Source organism: Myroides albus (assembly GCF_024722315.1).
Classification (GTDB): domain Bacteria; phylum Bacteroidota; class Bacteroidia; order Flavobacteriales; family Flavobacteriaceae; genus Flavobacterium; species Flavobacterium album_A.
The window spans coordinates 2010642-2030129 of record NZ_CP102754.1; the positions used below are offsets into that span (position 1 = coordinate 2010642).

At 34.3% G+C, this 19488-nt stretch carries 17 protein-coding genes and 3 tRNA genes; 12 read left to right on the forward strand and 8 right to left on the reverse strand.

Annotated elements, in window-relative coordinates:
* Position 1 precedes the first annotated feature (1 nt).
* On the reverse strand, positions 2-310 hold the full coding sequence (locus NWE55_RS09260; RefSeq protein ID WP_155090973.1) for a hypothetical protein: 309 nt from the start codon (positions 308-310) through the stop codon (positions 2-4).
* 569 nt (positions 311-879) lie between these two features.
* On the opposite strand from NWE55_RS09260, the gene NWE55_RS09265 reads away from it, so the two are divergent.
* Complete coding sequence (locus tag NWE55_RS09265) at positions 880-1755, forward strand: AraC family transcriptional regulator (RefSeq protein ID WP_258204033.1); 876 nt, start codon at positions 880-882, stop codon at positions 1753-1755.
* Between the two features lie 42 nt (positions 1756-1797).
* On the opposite strand, the gene NWE55_RS09270 is transcribed toward NWE55_RS09265, so the two are convergent.
* The 3 genes from NWE55_RS09270 to NWE55_RS09280 form a co-directional block, all read right to left on the reverse strand.
* Positions 1798-1868, reverse strand: a tRNA-Trp gene (locus NWE55_RS09270).
* Positions 1869-1919: 51 nt separating this feature from the next.
* Positions 1920-2294 (reverse strand): DUF983 domain-containing protein, encoded by a 375-nt coding sequence (locus tag NWE55_RS09275; RefSeq protein ID WP_155090971.1) that lies wholly within the window; start codon positions 2292-2294, stop codon positions 1920-1922.
* Positions 2295-2476: 182 nt separating this feature from the next.
* Positions 2477-3262 carry a hypothetical protein gene (locus NWE55_RS09280; RefSeq protein ID WP_155090970.1) on the reverse strand — a complete coding sequence of 262 codons (786 nt, stop codon included), beginning with the start codon at positions 3260-3262 and terminating at the stop codon, positions 2477-2479.
* 305 nt (positions 3263-3567) lie between these two features.
* On the opposite strand from NWE55_RS09280, the gene NWE55_RS09285 reads away from it, so the two are divergent.
* Positions 3568-4146: a cytochrome b/b6 domain-containing protein gene (locus NWE55_RS09285; RefSeq protein WP_155090969.1), complete on the forward strand. Its 579-nt coding sequence runs from the start codon at positions 3568-3570 to the stop codon at positions 4144-4146.
* 552 nt (positions 4147-4698) lie between these two features.
* Positions 4699-5133, forward strand: a complete 435-nt coding sequence (locus tag NWE55_RS09290; RefSeq protein ID WP_230381478.1) for a hypothetical protein — start codon at positions 4699-4701, stop codon at positions 5131-5133.
* 101 nt (positions 5134-5234) lie between these two features.
* Here NWE55_RS09290 and NWE55_RS09295 read toward each other — a convergent pair.
* The 3 genes from NWE55_RS09295 to mce form a co-directional block, all read right to left on the reverse strand.
* Positions 5235-5308, reverse strand: a tRNA-Ile gene (locus tag NWE55_RS09295).
* 26 nt (positions 5309-5334) lie between these two features.
* Positions 5335-5408: transfer RNA gene (locus NWE55_RS09300), tRNA-Ile, on the reverse strand.
* 71 nt (positions 5409-5479) lie between these two features.
* Complete coding sequence (gene mce, locus NWE55_RS09305) at positions 5480-5881, reverse strand: methylmalonyl-CoA epimerase (RefSeq protein ID WP_155090968.1); 402 nt, start codon at positions 5879-5881, stop codon at positions 5480-5482.
* A gap of 66 nt (positions 5882-5947) precedes the next feature.
* Here mce and rbfA point away from each other — a divergent pair, with 66 nt between their 5' ends.
* From rbfA to NWE55_RS09345, 8 genes are all read left to right on the forward strand, one after another.
* Positions 5948-6340 carry a 30S ribosome-binding factor RbfA gene (gene rbfA / locus NWE55_RS09310; protein ID WP_155090967.1) on the forward strand — a complete coding sequence of 131 codons (393 nt, stop codon included), beginning with the start codon at positions 5948-5950 and terminating at the stop codon, positions 6338-6340.
* The gene (locus NWE55_RS09315; protein WP_155090966.1) at positions 6341-7552 is read left to right on the forward strand and encodes an ABC transporter permease; all 1212 of its coding nucleotides are present in this window, start codon (positions 6341-6343) and stop codon (positions 7550-7552) included. It begins immediately after the preceding gene.
* A 327-nt stretch (positions 7553-7879) separates the two neighbouring features.
* Positions 7880-10408, forward strand: coding sequence for an SEL1-like repeat protein (locus tag NWE55_RS09320; protein WP_258204034.1), 2529 nt, complete (start codon positions 7880-7882; stop codon positions 10406-10408).
* Positions 10408-12189 (forward strand): HSP90 family protein, encoded by a 1782-nt coding sequence (locus NWE55_RS09325; protein WP_155090964.1) that lies wholly within the window; start codon positions 10408-10410, stop codon positions 12187-12189. The genes NWE55_RS09320 and NWE55_RS09325 overlap by 1 nt, the downstream gene beginning before the upstream one ends.
* 6 nt (positions 12190-12195) lie before the next feature.
* The gene (locus NWE55_RS09330) at positions 12196-13272 is read left to right on the forward strand and encodes a hypothetical protein (protein WP_230381477.1); all 1077 of its coding nucleotides are present in this window, start codon (positions 12196-12198) and stop codon (positions 13270-13272) included.
* Between the two features lie 3 nt (positions 13273-13275).
* The gene (locus NWE55_RS09335) at positions 13276-14340 is read left to right on the forward strand and encodes a hypothetical protein (protein WP_155090963.1); all 1065 of its coding nucleotides are present in this window, start codon (positions 13276-13278) and stop codon (positions 14338-14340) included.
* Between the two features lie 161 nt (positions 14341-14501).
* Positions 14502-15575, forward strand: a complete 1074-nt coding sequence (locus NWE55_RS09340; RefSeq protein WP_155090962.1) for a hypothetical protein — start codon at positions 14502-14504, stop codon at positions 15573-15575.
* A gap of 48 nt (positions 15576-15623) precedes the next feature.
* Positions 15624-16718 carry a tetratricopeptide repeat protein gene (locus NWE55_RS09345; RefSeq protein ID WP_155090961.1) on the forward strand — a complete coding sequence of 365 codons (1095 nt, stop codon included), beginning with the start codon at positions 15624-15626 and terminating at the stop codon, positions 16716-16718.
* A gap of 31 nt (positions 16719-16749) precedes the next feature.
* Here NWE55_RS09345 and NWE55_RS09350 read toward each other — a convergent pair whose 3' ends face one another.
* Positions 16750-17961: a hypothetical protein gene (locus tag NWE55_RS09350; RefSeq protein ID WP_155090960.1), complete on the reverse strand. Its 1212-nt coding sequence runs from the start codon at positions 17959-17961 to the stop codon at positions 16750-16752.
* 459 nt (positions 17962-18420) lie between these two features.
* Here NWE55_RS09350 and NWE55_RS09355 point away from each other — a divergent pair, with 459 nt between their 5' ends.
* Entirely contained in the window at positions 18421-19419 is a 999-nt protein-coding gene (locus tag NWE55_RS09355; RefSeq protein ID WP_155090959.1) for a 2-hydroxyacid dehydrogenase, read from the forward strand.
* Positions 19420-19488: the final 69 nt, after the last annotated feature.

Sequence of the window (19488 nt, forward strand, 5' to 3'; positions counted from 1 at the left end):
TTTATTCAACTGTTACGTATATTGGTGCTTTCTCTAATGTAGTTGGAGCTTCTCCATTCCAACCAGGTACTTCTTTTACTGTTTTGATTGTATCTGTTTTCTCAATGATTAACTGACCATTAGCCCATACCTTCTGCGAAGTAATGTGATAGATACTATCGCCTACAACAGTTGATTTTAGCGATACTTCACGAGATGATTTTTTGTCTAATGTCGCTAAGTTGTTAGCATTTTGTTGTTGACTATTTGTACAAGAAACAAATGTGATTACAATTGTTAATAGAGCAGCTAATTTATATGTCTTTTTCATCGAGATTTGATTTAGGGTTAAAGATAGTAAAGTTTGATAAAAACAGAAAGGTGTTGTGAAATTGATTTCTTTAAGTTTGGCATGATTTGTACTCTGCTATGTGTTTATTTGGGATTGTGAGTACCCTGCTTGTGTATGTTGTTCGATTGGAGTATTTGTAGATTTGATCCTTGTTTGTGTTGAGCGATTCTCAATGACTGAGTACGTTTCACAAGAGGTGTGATTACAAGAAATTAGTTGTTCAGCTTTAATCGCGAAGGATGTTTAGGGCATAATTGCTTTTTCTTCTTTTTAGAACTAACGATAACTCTGTTGTAGAATGGGGTTTGTAAGATCTGAATTAACCTGCTGGTTTTTGGGAGGTATATGCTAAAATATGATTAAAGTTATTCCATAAGTTAAGATTATAGGTTAATTTGTGTGCTGAATTGCGTTACAGTCGAAGTATAACTGTAGGGGGATTCACTTTAGCTCGTATTGTATTTGATCGTAGCTGTGACAAAGTTTAAGTCGCAGTGAATTTGAATATGATACAGTAGTGACCACTTTTTAATTTAATACCACTTCAAATGACTAATATCACTGTGTTACAGATGGGGGATTTGACTCATGATCAAGTTAGGAACGACTTTTATGCCAATACAATTCCCAATCACTTAAAGACAAATCACGCCCATGTAGAGAAGCCCCACAAACACAATTTTTACGTGTGTATGATTTTTACTAAAGGTTCAGGTAAGCACGAAATTGACTTTAATACTTATGATGTGGTACCAGGAAGTGTGTTCATGGTAGCGCCTGGGCAGACACATAGCTGGGTGTTGTCAGAGGATATCGATGGGTATATATTCTTTCACACCCAAGAGTTTTTTGACTTGTATTACGTTCGGGAGTCGATACGCGAGTATCCTGTGTTCCGCTCTGTATTTTCTCCTAATGGGTTTTATATTTCTGGGCAGGAGAGGGAGGAGATAGAGCATCTGTTTAAGAAGATGGTTCAAGAAGTAGAAGGTGATCTGTGGAAGAAAAACCAGGTCTTATTGAATATTGTTTCTCTTTTTTACATCGAGACCAATAGAATATTATTGACTGATCAATCTTTTAAGGTGCAGTATAGTTCGTCTTATTACAATCACTTTCAGGCTTTCGAGGGGTTGTTAGAGAAGTTTTTTATGATAGAAAAGTCAGCAGCGGTGTATGCAAATAAGCTAAATATGACTCAAAAGCACCTTAATCGCATTTGCAAGACTCTGGTTAATCAAACTACAACCGATATTATCTTAGATCGCGTTATTTTGGAAGCCAAGCGTATGCTGATGTATACAGGAAAGAGCTTTAATGAAATTGCACTTGATTTAGGTTATGAGGATTATTCTTATTTCTCAAAAGTATTTAAAAAGAGAGCGGATTGTACTCCAAAAGAATTTCAGAAACGATATGAATAAAAAAAACTCCTTAATGCAAATTAAGGAGTTTTTTATTTGATGCACGGGTGGAGGGATTCGAACCCCCATCAACGGTTTTGGAGACCGCTATTCTACCCTTGAACTACACCCGTTTCTGTGTTTCGTGGTGCAAATATAAATAAATGTTTTCGAATAAACCTACACTATTCTTCATCTTTTTTATAAAACATATTTAGCCACATAATCCTTGCCACTCGGTAGTTGAAAGTCCATAAAACAAAGACTACAACGACGATTGCTATAAATGCTTGAAGCATAGATATGTTAGTGCCAAATAACTCATTTAAAAGTAAACGAAGAACCATTACTGTAACCATTTCTGCAACAGTTAATGCATAACTTACATACATCGCTCCAAAGTAAAAACCTGTTTCTCTGTGGAAGTTATATCCACAAGAACCGCATTCTTTAGTCATTTTAGGCATGCGAAATGTAATTGGATTTCCCTTGTCGTGAAATAATTTCTCTTTACCGCAGTTTGGACATTTACCGCTTAAAACTTTATTAATATAAGACATAGTTATTCTTTTTTGGCAAAGTTCGGTAAAAAAACAATAATGTACATGATTAATATACTTGCTTTTTTGTATTAAACGGACATTTTTAGCTAAATAGTACTTTAACAGTATTGAATATAACCAAAAAAAGGAGGCTAATTAGCCTCCTTTTTTCCTTGCGATTGATATCTTAAACTGGTATCTTAATTGATAAGATTACCGTATTCATCATATTCTTCTTCTGTAGTTGTACTTTGCTCCGGTTTAATCAAGTTTCCGTATTCGTCATATTCTTCTTCTTCTTGATATTCCTCTTTGATGTCTAAATAATCCAATGCACTACGACCTTCTTGTTTTCCGTAGTAATCATCGTATTCTTTATACAAGTTAGCAATCTCCTCTAATGTTAAGATTTCTTCTTGATCCTCATCAATACCTTTTTCTTTGTTTTCGTAGTATTCTATTAAGTTACGCTTTTTAGTTTCATACGCTTTTTTAGCTATATTTCTTTGAGCGTAATATAATTTGCGATCGTGTTTGTACACTCTGTAGATTTCTTTTGTTTCAAGTTTGTAGTCTTGATCTAATTTTTTTAGAACAGTTTTCAAGTCTTTTTCTTCCTCAACAACAGTTAAATCTTTTTTCAAAATAGCCCATTGGTCAATTTGCTCTTGATTCAGGTTTCTGTTTATAAAAGTTAGATATGAAGCTTTTAATTCTCTTTCATGCATATTTCTTTCAATATCAGACATCGATTTTTTGGAGTTCAATTTTTGTAGATCTCTTTTAATATATTCGTTTTTGATTTTGAAAGCAGTAGCCTGTTGAGGTGTCAGCTTTAATGTTTCTTGATTTTCAAGAATTAATTTGATATCTACATATTCCACTTTTTTAGCAGACTCCTCTTCTTGCTTTTTCGATTTGCTTTGAGCAAAAGAAGTTGTTGTTATTGTAGAAACTATTAGAAATAATACTAAGATTTTTTTCATTCCAATTTTTTTAAAAAATTTCTTTTACCTTTTTATTTTAATACTACAAATTTATAATAAATAATGGTAAGTCAATTTGCTTTTGATTCTTTTTCTAAGGGGGCAAATGCAAATGGCTGTCCTCCCTAGTAAGGTGTTTTACTCCTGTATCAACAATAACGATTAAGAAGCTATTTTATTGTGCCGCACAATAGTTAAAAAACATAGTGATTATACATTATATATTTGTAATTTTGTTAATTGCTAAATTAATACTATATTTTTTAACTTTATATAGAAAATTAATTTATTAAATCGCCGTTGTAATGGGAAAGAAAGTATACAGTAGTTTTTACAGATTAATTCACTGGTTGATTGCTATCACAATGCTCTTGCTATTGTTGACTATTGTATTGCGTATGACTTGGTTGAATAAAGCAAACATGAGTGAGATCATAACAAGTTATGCTGCGAGTAACCACATTGAGATGAGCAAAGGAGAAGTGGTTAATCTGGCCAGAGAGATACGCGAGCCGATGTGGATATGGCATATCTATTTTGGATATACTCTTTTAGGGCTTTTTGTTGTACGTATATTGGCAGGTGTTTTTACTATTATTCAATTTCAGAATCCATTTAGCAATAATATCACTCCAAAGGTTCGCTTTCAACGCTTTGTTTATATCGTTTTCTATCTCTGTATATTTGGTTCTTTGGTAACGGGATTGATGTTGGAGTTTGGTATTACCAAGTACGTTACGTTAATTAAGAGCCTTCACAAAGCTTCTATTTACTATTTTGTCGGCTTTTTAGTCTTACACTTTTTGGGTATTCTTATTGCGGAGTTCACATATGAGCGCGGTATCGTGTCCCGTATGATTAACGGTCGAGACAAGTATGAGTAAAGTCGATTTCTCTTTAGCGTAGCTTTTCCTGTTTTAATTTCCTCATGCTGATTTAGTTCTCGATTATGAGATTTGAAAGCCAGTACAATTGTTTTGGATCTATGTCAAAGGTTTAGAATAGATCTGGAGTGGAAGATCTTAGCTCTATGGGGCATAGTTATTTTTGCCTTAGTTTCATCCCAGCGGTATACTTTGCACAATATTTCAATAGTACTTGTCTATAATAGTAGGAGGGCAAACTTCATTTTTGCTTTGGAGCTGACGTGATTAAGGGTGTTTACGTCCGGATAGAAAACCTGTTTCTATCGTAAATCGGTATATGATTTAGTTTAAAGATTTTTTATTTAGAGAAATATCTATGCGATGTTAGCGGTGGTTTCTTTGGAGTTCCTTTGGGGTTTCTTCGGGTTTTCTAGGGGTTTCCTTGCTGAAACAGGCCTTTTTGGGGGTAAAACTCGAAGGATACCCCAAGAAAAGCGCAAGAAAGTCCAACGAAAGCACTATTGTTATTAGTGTTGGAAAGCCATATTGTTTTATAAAATTGGGATGCGGATGAATGCTTGGAGGTTTCGCTCTATTTTTATGGTTCTCTCTGGGAAGAAGTTAAATTTTCTATTTGATGAGCACAAGGAGTGTTTGATGTTGATACAAGGGACTGCTACCTGGCTTGTCCTTGATCCCAATAGAGATGGAGTACTCTATGAGATAATTCGCAGAGAAGGTCAGTCCCAAGATGTCTCTATTTCTGTTGGCTGTGTAAAGACAGTTGTTTTCAATAAAGATAAGCGAACTTTTATTTATAAGGTTGACACAGATAGAAAGTTATTCTATACTTCAGAAACTGTTATTAGGCAAGAGAGCAATGGGGATAAGTACTATCCGCGTACGCTGAATAATATGTATAACATCAAATTGTACTATAATGGAAAGGGTGAGCTTATAGATAAAGAAGAAAGTTACGAAGGAGAAAATTTACGTGATTATTAGATTAGGGATACTTAACTGCTACTTCGCATTGTTTTATGGTTAAGTAAAACAATTAGTTGATATAAAAAAAGCACCTATTGGAGAATAGATGCTTTTTTTTGTGGTCCCACCTGGGCTCGAACCAGGGACTTGCTGATTATGAGTCAGCTACTCTAACCAGCTGAGTTATAGGACCGGTCGTGTGACCTAAGATTGTAATTGTGGTCTAACCTGGGCTCGAACCAGGGACCACCTGATTATGAGTCAGGTGCTCTAACCAACTGAGCTATTAGACCAGTGTCAAAACATGTTTAACGGGTGCAATATTACTGCGTTTTATTGGTTTATGCAAGTGAAAAGATTAAAATTATCTAATTTCTTGGCAGAGTTCAATTAGGACGCCATTGCTTGATTTAGGATGAAGAAAAGCAACTAGCTTATTGTCAGCACCTTTTTTGGGAGTTTCGTTTAAAACCGTGAACCCCTCGGCTTTTAGACGAATAATTTCTTCTTCAATATTATCTACTTCGAAAGCGATGTGATGTATTCCCTCTCCTTTTTTCTCAATGAATTTCGCTATAGGGCTGTCTGGGTTTGTAGCTTCAAGTAGCTCTATTTTATTTGGGCCTGTTTGAAAAAAAGAAGTAGTCACTCCTTCACTTTCTACAGTCTCTTGTTTGTAAGGCATGGTATTCAGTAATTTCGAGAAAAGTATATTGGAGTCTTGCAGATCTTTGACTGCAATTCCAATGTGTTCAATTTTTTTCATTCTTTTAATTTGGTTGATATACAAATATAACAAAGATTGCTATTTAAAAAATTGTATTTTTGCACTATGGAAACGAATAGACAGAAAAAAATGGGAGCACTTTTGCAAAATGATATCGTAGATATTTTGCAAGGAGAAGTGCGCAAGAACGGGATTACAAATTTGATAATCTCAGTTTCTAAAGTGAATATTACAAGTGATTTATCTATAGCTAAAGTATATTTGAGTATATTTCCTGCCGAGAAGGGACCTGAGTTGTTAAAGGCAATTCAATCGAACTCTCCTTTGATTAAGCATGAATTAGCTCAACGAGTAAGACATCAATTGCGCAAAGTGCCAGATTTGAACTTTTACATAGACGATAGTTTAGAGTATATCGATCAAATCGACAAAGCGCTAAAAGGCGATGAGAATCCAATCGGCAATCCAGAATTATTAGTAAAAAGAAAGAAAAAGTAATTGAATTTCTCCTACTACATAGCCAAGCGATACGCTTTTAGTAAAAGTAAGAATAAAGCGATCAATGTTATAACTGCTATTGCTTCTGCAGGTATAATAGTGAGCGCTATCGCTATGTTTGTCGTATTGTCTGTGTTTAGTGGGTTGCGTACTTTTTCGCTTTCATTTGTCAATGACTTAGATCCGGACCTAAAAGTGTTTTCAACCAAAGGAAAGAGTTTCTTGGCTGAAGATGCTCAAATTCAAACGCTTTGGGAGTCAGGATTGTTTCAAGGGGTAAGTAGAGTGATTGAAGATCGATTGCTGTTTACCTTTAAAGAAAAACAGGTTGTTGCTTATGTGAAGGGAGTTGACTCTGATTATAGTTATGTGAGTGATTATGACGAAAAAGTAGAGTATGGCAATTGGTTTGAATACGACACCAATGAATGTGTTGTTGGATTAGGAATTGCTCGTATGCTTACTTTGGGATTGTTCGACAATGAACATCCTTTCGAAGCGGTAGCTATTAAACCGGGAGAAGGTGTTATTGAAAGCCCTGAGGAGGGGTTTGTCAAAAAGGGTTTTTACCCTGTTGGAGTTTACTATGTAGCTAATGAGGAGCTCGACGATAAATATATTTTTGCCGAGATTGATGAAGTCCGAAAAGTTTTGAGTATTCCCCATGGGGAAATAACCAATATAGAATTGAAATTAGCAGCAGGTGTTTCTGAGAAACAAGGTTTAGCTTTGGTGAATCAAGTTTTTGGAGACAGTGTTGTAGTTAAAAATAAGATCCAATTAAACGACGGTCTTTATCGTATGTTGAATACAGAGAACTTTGTAGTTTATCTTATTTTTGTCTTAGTTGTTATTATGGCTTTGTTTACTTTGATAGGAGCCTTGATTATGATTATTTTAGAAAAACAGCCGAATATTCGCACGTTGTTTAACCTTGGAGTAGAACAGAGAAATCTCAAGAGTATTTTCTTGTATCAAGGTTTGATTATTACTATAATTGGTAGTATAGTTGGGATATTATTTGGCGCTTTACTGGTCTTGTTGCAAGAGCAGTTTTCTCTTATTCTTATCAGAGAAGGTTTGGCGTATCCTGTCGAATTTGATTTGATGAATGTTTTGATTGTCTTTGTATCAATCGCAGTGTTGGGATATGTGGCTTCTTATATAGCTTCTGCTCGAGTGAATCGAGATTATCTGAATATTCCAAAATAACAAGGAGTTAGCTTTTAACCTTTAGTTATTTTCTATTTTCTTTATGGCATTTTTTATCAAAAGTGCGTTTTTATTTACTTTTTTTAGCTGTGTTCGAATTATCTTATTTTTAATTAGATAATCATGTCTTGGATTTTTTGTATTTTTAGCAATTAGATTAGTTAATTAAATTTTACCTATTTCACAGTTTTTTTGATAGTTATCGCAAAATAAAAGTGTTGTGTTATTTCGATGTTGCTTGTTTCGTATAAGTTTATTCAATGTCATTTGCCTACATTTGTGAAAGGAATATTTTTAAAAAATAGTATTGTAAAAAGAGAAAAGTTTATGGGAACATTTAACGTAGAGTACTTAAATTACGTGAGCCAGATTGCAAATGATTCAATGTCGTTGACAGAACATGCAGAAGAATTTATTAATAAGAATGACTATAGTGACCCACATACTTGGTATAAGGCACACGCAGTGTGTATGTTGGCAGAACAGATCGGTAAGGATAACGACACAATCGTTAGATTATACGATCAGTTATTTGAAGAGTCAAATTGTATTCACAGTGCAATGCGTTTGAATGATGCAGATTACGCTTTGTGGTTTGATGATGTAAAGGAATTAAATCGATTATTTATAGATAAGGGGTATGCTCGTGCATACGGATACCAATATGAGCTGTTTGAAAGAGGTCGTTATGGATTTAAGGATACTGAGTTCTGTAAAGAATTGCTTGATAAAGGAACTGCAGCGGGAGATGACTATTGCCAAATATATATGGGTAACTGTAAGTACTATGGACTTTTCGGTTATGAAGAAAATAAAGAAGAAGGGTATCGTCTGATTAAGGAGATTGTCGATAAAACAGGATCTGATTTGTCTAAGATATTCTTGTTGAACTTAGAGAGTAGAGCAAGTGAGTCGGCTGAGGAAATGTGGGCAGTGATTCAGAAGAATGATGAGTTGATTAATGGCAAGAAAAAAGCGATGTATGTATTGGCTGATTATTACCTAAGAGAGGGTGAAGATAAGAAGGCGATGGATACGTTATCTGAAGGAATAGCTAATGACAGTCCTTTTTGTAACTACTTAATGGGGTTGTTAACTGTGAATGGTCGCTTTGCAGAACACGGTCAAACAGAAGAACAAGGTCGTCAGTATTTAGCAACAGCTTTTGATTATGGTGTAATCTATGCTGGTTTTATTCAAGGGTATTACTACTTATATCCTGTTAATGGAGGAGATAATGATTTTGAGAAAGCTATTCCACAACTTGAGTTTGCTGCAAAATACAACTCACCAGAGGCTTTATTAGAATTGGCAATGTTGTATTTATATCACAATGACTATAAAGATATTGAAAAGGGTATCTCTTATTTAGATAGAGCTATATCAGAAGACTTTGTCAAAGCATTGGCAGAGAAAGCTTATGTGTTATTAGATTACGATCAAGTTGAGCGCAATGTAGAAGAAGGAAAGAGATTGTTAGAATTAGCAATGGAAAAAGGGAATGACTATGCTCCTTATCGATTAGGTCTTGGATATCAAAATGCCGAGTTTGAAGAAGAATCTGATTACGAGAAAGCATTGTATTTATATGAGTTAGCAGCAGAGCGCGGTAATTTATCTGGTATTGAAATGGCTGGTCGTTATAACCGCTACGGGTACACAGGAGAAGCTTATCCAGAAAAAGCATTAGCTCATTACCGTCGTGGTGTAGAAGAATTTGGATCAGACTATTGTCGCGTAGAGTTAGCGATGATGTTAACTAACGGAGAGGGAACTGAGGCAAATGCAGCAGAGGCAGAAAAACTGTACTTAGAAGCGTTAGACAATGGATACATTTATGCAGCAATGCGTTTGGGATTGATTTATGAAGATGGTTATTTAGGAGAAGCTTATCCAGAAAAAGCAAGAGAGTATTATGCGATTGCAGCAGATGGAGATAATCCAGTAGCAGAGTCAGTATACCATTTGGGACGTTGCTATAGATATGGTATTGGAGGAGAGGAAGATCACGCAAAAGCATTTGAACTGTTTGAAAAGGCTTTAGAGTTAGGCTTTATGGATTCGAACGTTGATATGGCTTTAGCTTATGAAGAAGGAACATGTGGAAAAGAAGCTAATCCAGAAAAAGCAATTGAATATATGACAGCTGCGGCAGAAGCAGGTATTGGCTATGCACAGTATAAATTAGGTTGTTATTACACTTATGGATATGGCATGGATGTAAATCTTGCAGAAGGGAAGAAGTGGTTAATGGCTGCCGTTGACAATGGTTCTCCTTTGGCAATGTTAACTATGGGAGATTACTACTTATATGGTTATGAAGAAGGAGAAGCTTATGATCCTGCTTTCGAATTTTATAAAGTTGCAGAAGAAAGAGGGTATATCTCAGAAGGATTAGGTATTTGTTATCAATTTGGTATTGGTACAGAGAAAGATGAGAAAATGGCTTTCAATTGCTATAAAATGGCAGCAGAACGAGGATATGATTCAGCTATTTATCGATTAGGTCAAGCCTATTATTTCGGTATTGGTACTGATAAAGATAGAGTTGAAGCATTTCATTACCTTAAACAAGTAGCAGATCGTGGAAATATGGATGCGGCTGGTTATATTGGAATTATGTTAGTAAAAGGAGATGGAGCAGAGGTAGATCAAGAGTATGGCGTGAGTTACTTAATTCAAGCAGCAGAGGCTGATAATGACTATGCACAATATGAACTTGGAAACTGCTATTTAAAAGGAGAAGGAGTCGAACAAAGTGATGATTTGGCTATGGAGTGGTATAGTAAGGCAGCTGAAAATGGAAATGAAGATGCACAAAAAATTATAGGAGGTCCACGTAAACGCAGAAGATAATGGATGAGAATCAGAAACAATACCAGTTTCAGGTAAATATGAAAGGAATGATAGAACTGTTGTCAGAGCATATTTATAGCTCTCCAACGGTTTTTATCAGAGAATTATTACAAAATGGAATGGATGCCGTTACGATGCGTAAGGGCATAGATTCTTCTTTTCAAGGTAGAATAGACGTTACTTTTGACGGTGACCAAATGACTTTTCAAGATAATGGTATTGGGTTGACCCAAGATGATGTTCATCAATTCTTATCAGTTATTGGTCAAAGTTCCAAAAGAGGTGATTTAGCTGACAAGGATTTAATTGGAAAGTTTGGTATCGGATTGTTGTCTTGCTTGGTTGTAAGTGAGGCAATCGTTGTGGAAACACGCTCACTCTATAAGGAAGAATCTGTTAGATGGACTGGTCGAGCAGATGGAACTTATGAAGTAGAGATAATAGATTTACTGCCTGAGGTAGGAACAAAAGTTATTCTAAAGGCAAAGAGATCTTGGAGAACTCTGTTTAGAAAAGAGGACGTAAAAGAGAATATCTTGTTCTATGGTAGTGCTTTGCCTATTGCGGTAAATCTCATTGAAAATGGAGAAACAGAGCAACTTTTAAATGGTAATCCCGTTTGGTTAGATCCAGAAAGTACAAAAGAAGATCTATTGGCATACGGAAAGGAAGTGTTTAAGACTCGATTTTTAGATGTATTTAGATTAGAATCAGAGGCAGGGGAATTACAAGGAGTCGCTTTCATTATTCCGAATAAAGTTAATACAACAGCTACTAAAGAGCACAAGATATTCTTGAAGCGAATGTATTTATGTGATCAAGCTACTAATTTACTTCCTGAGTGGACGTCATTTGTACGTTGTATTATTAACTCGAATGCATTGCAACCTACTGCATCTCGTGAATCTTTGATGAATAATACAGTTCTACAAGAAACGAAGAAAGAACTCAGCGACTGCTTTAAGAATTACCTAAAGACACTTTCGTTAACAAATATCGAAGTGTTGGAACAGATTATTACGATTCACCATATGTTCATTAAATCATTAGCAGCCTCAGATACTGAAATTATGAATTTGTTTGAAGACTACTTGCCTTTTGAAACAAATCAGGGAATGATGTCATTTGGGTTAATCAAAGAATCGTATAAGAATATTTACTATACTCCTTCTTTGGATGATTATAGACAAATACGCCGTATTGCTGGTTCACAGAAAAAATTAGTTATTAATGCAGCGTATAGTTATGAGACGGATTTAATAGATAAGATTAAACGTCAAAGGCCAGATTTAAGCATTGAGAAGATTGCTCCCAATGATATCTTACAAGAGTTTGAAGCTGCTATAGTTAAAGACGATACAATTGATGAGTTTGTGACTCGTGCTAATGCAATATTGAAAAAGCACTATTGTAAAGCTGAAGTAAAGCGCTTTGAGCCAAAAGACACTACAGCGATTTACATTGCTAATGAAGATGCATTGTCAAGTAAAAACATTCAGAGTTTGTCCACTTCTTCAAATCCTTTTGCATCGACGTTGAAACACTTTAAAAAGCAGGAGGAAGTGATTCCTACTTTGTGTTTTAACCAGCAGAATGAGTTGATTGAAAAAGTGATGGTTATCGATGATAAGGAATTATTTGAAGCGTTGATAAATGTGTTGTATGTACAATCTTTGATGTTAGGTGGCTATACTATTAACAAGCGCGAAATGGATACGTTTAATGATGCTTTATATCAGTTTATGATTTTAGGGATGTCAAGTTTTTTACCTAAATTTTAGAGATTAGTGTATCGTTTAGAAATACAGAAAATACTATTAGCTATTGACGAGCATTTTAGTGATGCAGAGTATTGCATGGCTTTGATAAAGCAAGCCATTCAAATTGCGGATAAACACCAGGATTTAGAATGGGGAGTCGATTTGAGATATGATCTCATTCACGAGGAGAGAGCAACTTCTTCTTGTAGTGAAAGTATATCGGCCTTTGCCTGGATATTAAACGTTTGTGATCAGTATCCCGATCAGTTTGATGAAGCTGATTTTATGTTAGAATATCAATGGATGCTTTGTTCAGCTTATAGTAATTCTTCTTTGAGTAAAGAGCAAGTAATGACAATAGGCGATGACTTGTATCGCAGATTAGATCGAAATAATTTATCAAAGCGAGGATATTATTTTACGATGGCTGAGTATGCGCATAATCTTGGAGATTATGAGATGAGCGAATCTTATATCAACAAGGGGATGTTAGAGCCATACGATGAGGAGAATACTGAAGCAAGCGAATATGATTATCGCATAGAGCATTTGTGTTTAATGCAGCGATTTGATGAAGCAGTAGCTGTTATGGATCAAATGGAAATAAAGAAGCTATCCGCTTTTGCACTGCCCTTTGAAACTTATTGTGCGATGGCTTATACGATGGCTCGTGCAAAGGATGAACGTGCGATAGTTTATTTGAATAAAGCTAAGGAGTCATATGAGAAACTAAGAGAGGTCAATAGCTCTATGTTGTATAGTATGGTTAGATATACTTATGCTATGTTTTTGTTAGGAGATTCATATTATTTGACAATGTATGAAAAGATTGCTGAGTGGGAAATCGGTGCAGAAGATGATTTATTGTTTATGCTAAGTAGACACGTAGCTGTGATGTTCTATGATGGGGGAGAGCAGAGGTTGGCTTTGTCATCTAAGTTAGCTTTTTATCAGTCGAGTGATATTTATGACTTGAAGCATGTTTCGACATACTATGAAGCAATAGCTAAAGATCTTGGGGAAAAATTTGATCAACGCAATGATAGTGACTTTGCTACAAATGAGTATAAAGAGTTGCTATTAGAGCGCGATTATAAAATATAAGTAATGAATTACAACTTAGAAATACAAAAGATTCTACTTAAAGTAGAACAAATGGAAAAGTTTAGCGATAAGGTTGTAGCGTTAAAAGAAGCGATACAATTGGCGGATCAGCACAATGATATTGATTGGGGTTTTGATTTGCGTTTAGACCTTATTCGCAAAGAGAGAAATACATCCAAATGCGAGGAGAGTTTCCCTGCTTTTGCATGGATTTTAAATGCAAGTGATACCAATGCTGATTATTTTGATGAGTCTGATTTCTTGTGGGAGTATAAATGGATGTTTTGTTCTGCTTACCGAAATGCATCTATTTCTACAGAACAGATCATGCAGATAGGAGAAGATCTAAAGAGTAGATTAGTCAAGAATGGATATAGCTTACGAGCTTACTACAATGTAATGACAGGCTATTATTTACATTTGAGAGATTATGCGAAAGCACAAGAGTATATTGACTTAGCAGATGGAGAGGTAATAGATGATATGACTAATTGCCCAGCTTGTGAGTTAGATACAAAAGTAGAGGTACTTATGGATACGGGCAGGGTAGAAGAATCATTGGTGAAGGCTAAAGACTTAATCAGTAAGAAATTAACTTGTTATTCAATGCCTTTTCAAACATTTTGTCACTTTGCTTATAAGTTGAATAAGATTGGAGATGAAAGAGCTGAATTGTATTTTGATAAGGCATTAGAAGAATATTACGCTCATGATTCTTATGACAGTTCAGTTGGGTACTCTATGTCTCAATTGATATGCTATATGTACGAAAAGAAGCATCCTGATACTTGGGAGTTCTTTAGTCGCGTTTGTGAATGGCAGATTGGAGCAGAAGATATTCACGTGTATAATTTCTCTAAATATATGGCTTCAATGTTGAAAGATGGAGGAACTCAAGCATTGACTCTATCATCTCAGTTGCCATATTATCGCAGTGACGGTATATATGACTTGTTCGATTTGTACACTCATTTTAAGCAAATAGCTTATAGCTATGCAGATCAGTTTGATCGACGCAATGACTTAAAAGGTGTTTACCGCAAAGAAGTTGATGAAATATTACAATAAAGAAAAAAACGAAAAGATTTATCTTTTCGTTTTTTTGTATTGAAATTTTGGAGAAGTACGGCATTAGTAAAGTACTTTCGTATATTTAAAAGCAGTATTTAAATTTGTTTTTTCGATAAGAAAAACAATATGTTGCTTTAGCTATTATTAGGTATAGTTGAATGGGAAATTATATTTTAGAGATACACAAACTTTTATTAGAAAGTCAAGATCTACCCAATCCAAAGGATAGATTAAAATTACTGAATACTGCAATTGGCATCGCAGATAAGCACAATGATTCAGTTTGGGGATTTGAGACGAGGTTGTTATTGATTAACACAGAGAATTTTACGCCAAGTTCAAAATTGAGTTATCCTGCTTTTGTCTGGATCTTAGAAAAAGTAGACCAAAGCGATAGTCCTTTTGATGAAAAAGAGATCATGGGAGAGTATAAGTGGTTAGCAGCTACTTCATACGGTATTGCAAGTCTTTCAAAAGAGGTTCTTGAGCATATTACTGAGGATTTTAAAAAGAGATTAGTAAGGAATGGCTTTAGCTTAAGGAGTTATCATCATTTGAAAGCTTTAGGGCTTCAGCAGCTTAGAAAATTTGTTGAAGCACGCGAGGTGATAGACCTCATAAAAGAGTCGCCTTTAGATGACCTTTCGGATAATATGCCATTTGAACTATCTCTTGAAGCATATAACTATTTGGGGTTAGAAGATTATGATGCTGCCTTAATCGTTGCTCAGGATTTATTTAATAATCGCTTTTCGTATATTAATACAGCTTTTGAAGCGTATTGTGTATTTGCTTTCGAATTTTATAGAATAAATGACGATAGAAAGGATAAATACTTTGAGTTAGCTAAGGCTAATTTACCTGAGTTTAATGCTCATGATTGTATTACCTACATAAGAGCGAAGATATTGTATATGTATTTATTGCATCAATACGGTCATGAATCGTGTTGGGAACATTTTGAACAAGTATGTATCTGGGAGCATGAGGCAGATGATTTTTACAGTTTCTTTTTCTTGAAATACGCTATTTGTTTACTTAAAGACGGGGGGATAAGAAGTTTTAATTTTCCAACTTATTTACCTTATTATAAAGAGGATGGGATTTATGATTTGTCTGAAATGTTAAGTATCTTTAAAGAGCGAACAATAGGGTATGCAAAACAATTTGATGAGCGAAATGGCAACTGTAATTTCGTCAATGAAACAGTTCGACTTTTTGAAAGTAATTAAGTATTACTATACGATAACGATATAAAAGAAATACAATTTTTTTAAGCTATGGGGATAAATCACAATTTAGAGATTCAGAAACTCTTATTACAGCGAAAACAGGTAGATGATATTCGAGCAGGGATTAAAATCTTAAAGCAAGCTATTCAGATAGCAGATGCTCATCAAGATATTGATTGGGGATTTGATTTGCGATTGCGATTGATGAATGAGGAAGCAGATCTTTTTGAATGTCAAGAGAGTTTTCCTGCTTTTTCGTGGTTGTTAGAGGTGTATGATGCTAACCCTGGTTATTTCGACGACGAGGATTTCTTGTGGTTTTACAATATGATGTTTACTTCCTGTACGGCAAATGCCTCAATTAGTAAACAACAAATGCTCGATATAGCAGAGGATTATAAAAATAAACTCATTAAGGCTAGTTTTAGTTTAAGGTCATATTATCATTTACTTGTTTTATTTTATATTAGAACTAAGGACTTTGAAAAGTCTTTAGAGTTTTTGGAATTAGGTAAAGGCGAAGTAATTGACTCTCTGAGTGGCGGAAGTAATATTGTATGGGAAAAGGAGATTAAAATAGGGAACCTATTAGCATTAGATCGTATAGACGAAGCTTTGTCTGAGATAAGAGAGTTCTTCTTTGTTAGAGATAAACACAATATCACGGCATTTTGTGCGTATTTAGAAATTGCTTTTTACTATTCTAAAATAAATGATCATGAGAATGCATTAGAACACTTAGAAAAGGGTATAGAGCTGTATGATCACGATGGTTTGTATAAAACAAATAGTATAACAACTACCAAAGCCATGTATATGTACCTCCTTTATATTTATGGTAAAGAAGGATATCTTGAACTTTATGAAGAGTTAAGTTCATGGGGTGAAGAAATAGAAGATTTCTCACTGTTTTACTTTAGCAAGTTTGCTGCAGTGATCTTTAGAGATGGCGGTAAAGGTAAGTTAAGTTTATCTCCAAGACTCTCAGTGTACCGTGAAGATGACAATTACGACTTCGCTGTTCTACACGAGTTTTACAAAAATAAAGCATTCGAACTGGCAGATAAATTTGACATAAGAAACGAAAACAATTGGCAAAGGGATGAGTTTGAACGTCTTTTAGTTAATAAATATGTAGAATAGAAAAAAGAGGATATATCCTCTTTTTTCTATTTTAAAATAAGCTTATCTGTCCTTCAGAAGAAGTAGAGTTGTTCTTTTTCTCTTTCTTTTTTCTTTCGGGTTTTGTTGTGTTTTCACCTTCACTATCATTTAGACTGTCTTGTGATGTGTTAAAGACTTCAATCTGCAGATCTAATTCGCTCTCGTCTGATTGATTTGCCTCATGCTGCAAATTTATTGTTGGTATTTCAACAGCTGCCTTTAAATCATCTCGTTTCTCATTACTCAATCCTTTCTTTTGAATGTCAAAATAGGCAGAGAATGGATCTAATTCACTTTTAGAAATAGATTCCTTATTCGTGCAACTATTTGTATCTGAATCGACAGTGAGTTCTAAAATAAGATTGTTGTCATCGTCTAACGACTCTTGATACGCAATCGATTTTGGATCAGTATGATTGCTGTTATCATTATTAATTGAAACAATCGTTGTTTCTTCAACTGTATTGACAATCGTTTGATCAACATCAACTTTTATGTCTTCTTCTTTAGTAACAACATCATCCTCACTATTGCTGTGTTCTACTTCTCTTGTTGGAGTAATTTCATCATAAGAGCCATCGAGTCTAAACTGTATTACATTGGATTGTATATCAATTTCTGGTAAGAAATGATCTGAGCTTCTATCTTGGTCGGGTTCACAATCTTCTTGTATATCTGTTATTTCAGTAGCTAAATCTGATGATGTTTTTTCTTTTGTAGGTTTGAATTTCTTTTGAGAGTTTTCCTCAGTATTAGTCACAACATCATTAAAAGTAAATAACTCTGGGAATATTACATTTTTCGCTTGTTGGTGGCTATTGATATGTAAGTCTATAGTTTCTTCTTCCTCTTCATTAAAATCATCTTCTTTGGCAAAGATGTCGACCTTACTATGAAGCTCATTGATGAGCTTTTTTATTTTTTTTATGTGTGGACTATCGTTAAAGATTCCTTTTTCTTCTACTGATTCTACTAATTTATATAGAGAGTAGGCTTCGTGATACTTTAAAACTAATGAATGTTTTTTGTTGTGATCCAGTATCGAAACTTGCTTCTGAATATTTTTTGCCTTGTCCTCTAACTTAGTTATTAGGTCTTCTTTTACACTTATAAGAAGTGCATCTGTAACATTCTCAACGACATAGTCGTCTGTTTGTTTTATCATTTTGATAACAGTCAGAAGAACATCATTATTAAGTTTGAGTTGAATTTTTGCGATCATTGTTGCGTATTGAAAAAGCTTGTTTTACATAGAAAATGGGAAGCACAAAATAATGAAAAAATATTGGAAGAACTATTTAAAAGCCGTAGAAATTATCAGTGATTAAGTCTGGTATTTATCAGTTGACAATTAGAGAGAGAAAGCTTATTTCTACTCTTTTTTATTTGTGAAAAGAGTATGTGGAATTTCTGAAATTATCCAGCTTTAAAAAGGTGAAATTGCTTTTGTTTTAAGACAAATGTCCTTTTAGTTAACAAATGTTTTATAAGAGGGGCATAAATTTGCATAGATAGAGTATTTGAGTATAATTAATGTGAAAAATATAAAAATATCAAAGTATTATGTGAATTATATTAAGTAACTTTATGAAGCAATAAAAAGGGAGCACTGAATATGAATTTTTATGTTTGGTGTATTATTGATTTAATTTATAAATATTAATACTTAAAGGATTAGGCTATGAAAATTGCATTTTTTTCTTCACAACCTTATGACATTACTTTTTTCAACAAATGTAATAAAGACTTTAATTTTGAATTGGAGTATTTTGATATCGGATTAGATGATCAAACTGTGAATTTAATAACTGAGGATGTTGACACTGTTTGTGTTTTTGTAAATGACAAGGTAGATGCCGCAGTAATAGAAAAACTTAGCGAGAAAAAGGTAAAGTATATTGCTTTGCGTTGTGCGGGTTTTAATAATGTGGATTTAGAAACAGCACATAAATTTGGTATTAAGGTATGTAGAGTTCCTGCATATTCACCAGAAGCAGTAGCTGAGCATACATTAGCAATGTTGTTTACATTGAATAGAAAAATTCACAAGGCTTATAACCGTGTACGTGAGCAAAACTTTTCTTTAAATGGACTTTTAGGTACTAATATTTACAAGAAGACTGTAGGTGTTATCGGTACTGGTAATATTGGTGCAGTGTTCTGTCGAATGATGAAAGCGCTGGGAACAGAAGTACTTGCATATGATTTGTATCCTAATGATAAATTAAAAGCAGAGGGAATTAGATATGTTGAGTTAGATGAAATATTTGCTAAGTCTGATATTATTTCACTTCACTGTCCTTTGACTCCTGAAACAATGCACGTTATTAATCCAGAGTCTATTGAGAAAATGAAAGAGGGAGTTATATTGATTAATACAAGTAGAGGTAAGTTAATTGATACGCGAGCAACTATTCAAGGGTTGCGAGCTAAAAAGATTGGAGCATTGGGTATCGATGTTTACGAGCAAGAAGAAAATGTATTCTTTAGAGATTTATCAGGAACAATCCTTGAAGATGAGAGATTGCAATTGTTAACTTCTTTTCCAAATGTATTGGTAACAGCTCACCAAGCATTCTTTACAGACGAAGCACTAACTCAAATCGCCTATGTAACTTTAGACAATTTAAAACAACTACAAGCTACAAATAAAATTGAAGGGCGAAATGCTGAATTATAAAAGGTAGTAAAACTATCATAGTTTTTTGTTGAAGCAAATTGGAATAATTGTTATTATTTCAATTTGCTT

Coding starts and splice junctions, on each gene's coding strand:
- NWE55_RS09260 (WP_155090973.1), bottom strand. CDS start 310: ATGAAAAAGACATATAAATTAGCTGCTCTATTAACAATTGTAATCACA.
- NWE55_RS09265 (WP_258204033.1), top strand. CDS start 880: ATGACTAATATCACTGTGTTACAGATGGGGGATTTGACTCATGATCAA.
- NWE55_RS09275 (WP_155090971.1), bottom strand. CDS start 2,294: ATGTCTTATATTAATAAAGTTTTAAGCGGTAAATGTCCAAACTGCGGT.
- NWE55_RS09280 (WP_155090970.1), bottom strand. CDS start 3,262: ATGAAAAAAATCTTAGTATTATTTCTAATAGTTTCTACAATAACAACA.
- NWE55_RS09285 (WP_155090969.1), top strand. CDS start 3,568: ATGGGAAAGAAAGTATACAGTAGTTTTTACAGATTAATTCACTGGTTG.
- NWE55_RS09290 (WP_230381478.1), top strand. CDS start 4,699: ATGAATGCTTGGAGGTTTCGCTCTATTTTTATGGTTCTCTCTGGGAAG.
- mce (WP_155090968.1), bottom strand. CDS start 5,881: ATGAAAAAAATTGAACACATTGGAATTGCAGTCAAAGATCTGCAAGAC.
- rbfA (WP_155090967.1), top strand. CDS start 5,948: ATGGAAACGAATAGACAGAAAAAAATGGGAGCACTTTTGCAAAATGAT.
- NWE55_RS09320 (WP_258204034.1), top strand. CDS start 7,880: ATGGGAACATTTAACGTAGAGTACTTAAATTACGTGAGCCAGATTGCA.
- NWE55_RS09325 (WP_155090964.1), top strand. CDS start 10,408: ATGGATGAGAATCAGAAACAATACCAGTTTCAGGTAAATATGAAAGGA.
- NWE55_RS09335 (WP_155090963.1), top strand. CDS start 13,276: ATGAATTACAACTTAGAAATACAAAAGATTCTACTTAAAGTAGAACAA.
- NWE55_RS09340 (WP_155090962.1), top strand. CDS start 14,502: ATGGGAAATTATATTTTAGAGATACACAAACTTTTATTAGAAAGTCAA.
- NWE55_RS09345 (WP_155090961.1), top strand. CDS start 15,624: ATGGGGATAAATCACAATTTAGAGATTCAGAAACTCTTATTACAGCGA.
- NWE55_RS09350 (WP_155090960.1), bottom strand. CDS start 17,961: ATGATCGCAAAAATTCAACTCAAACTTAATAATGATGTTCTTCTGACT.
- NWE55_RS09355 (WP_155090959.1), top strand. CDS start 18,421: ATGAAAATTGCATTTTTTTCTTCACAACCTTATGACATTACTTTTTTC.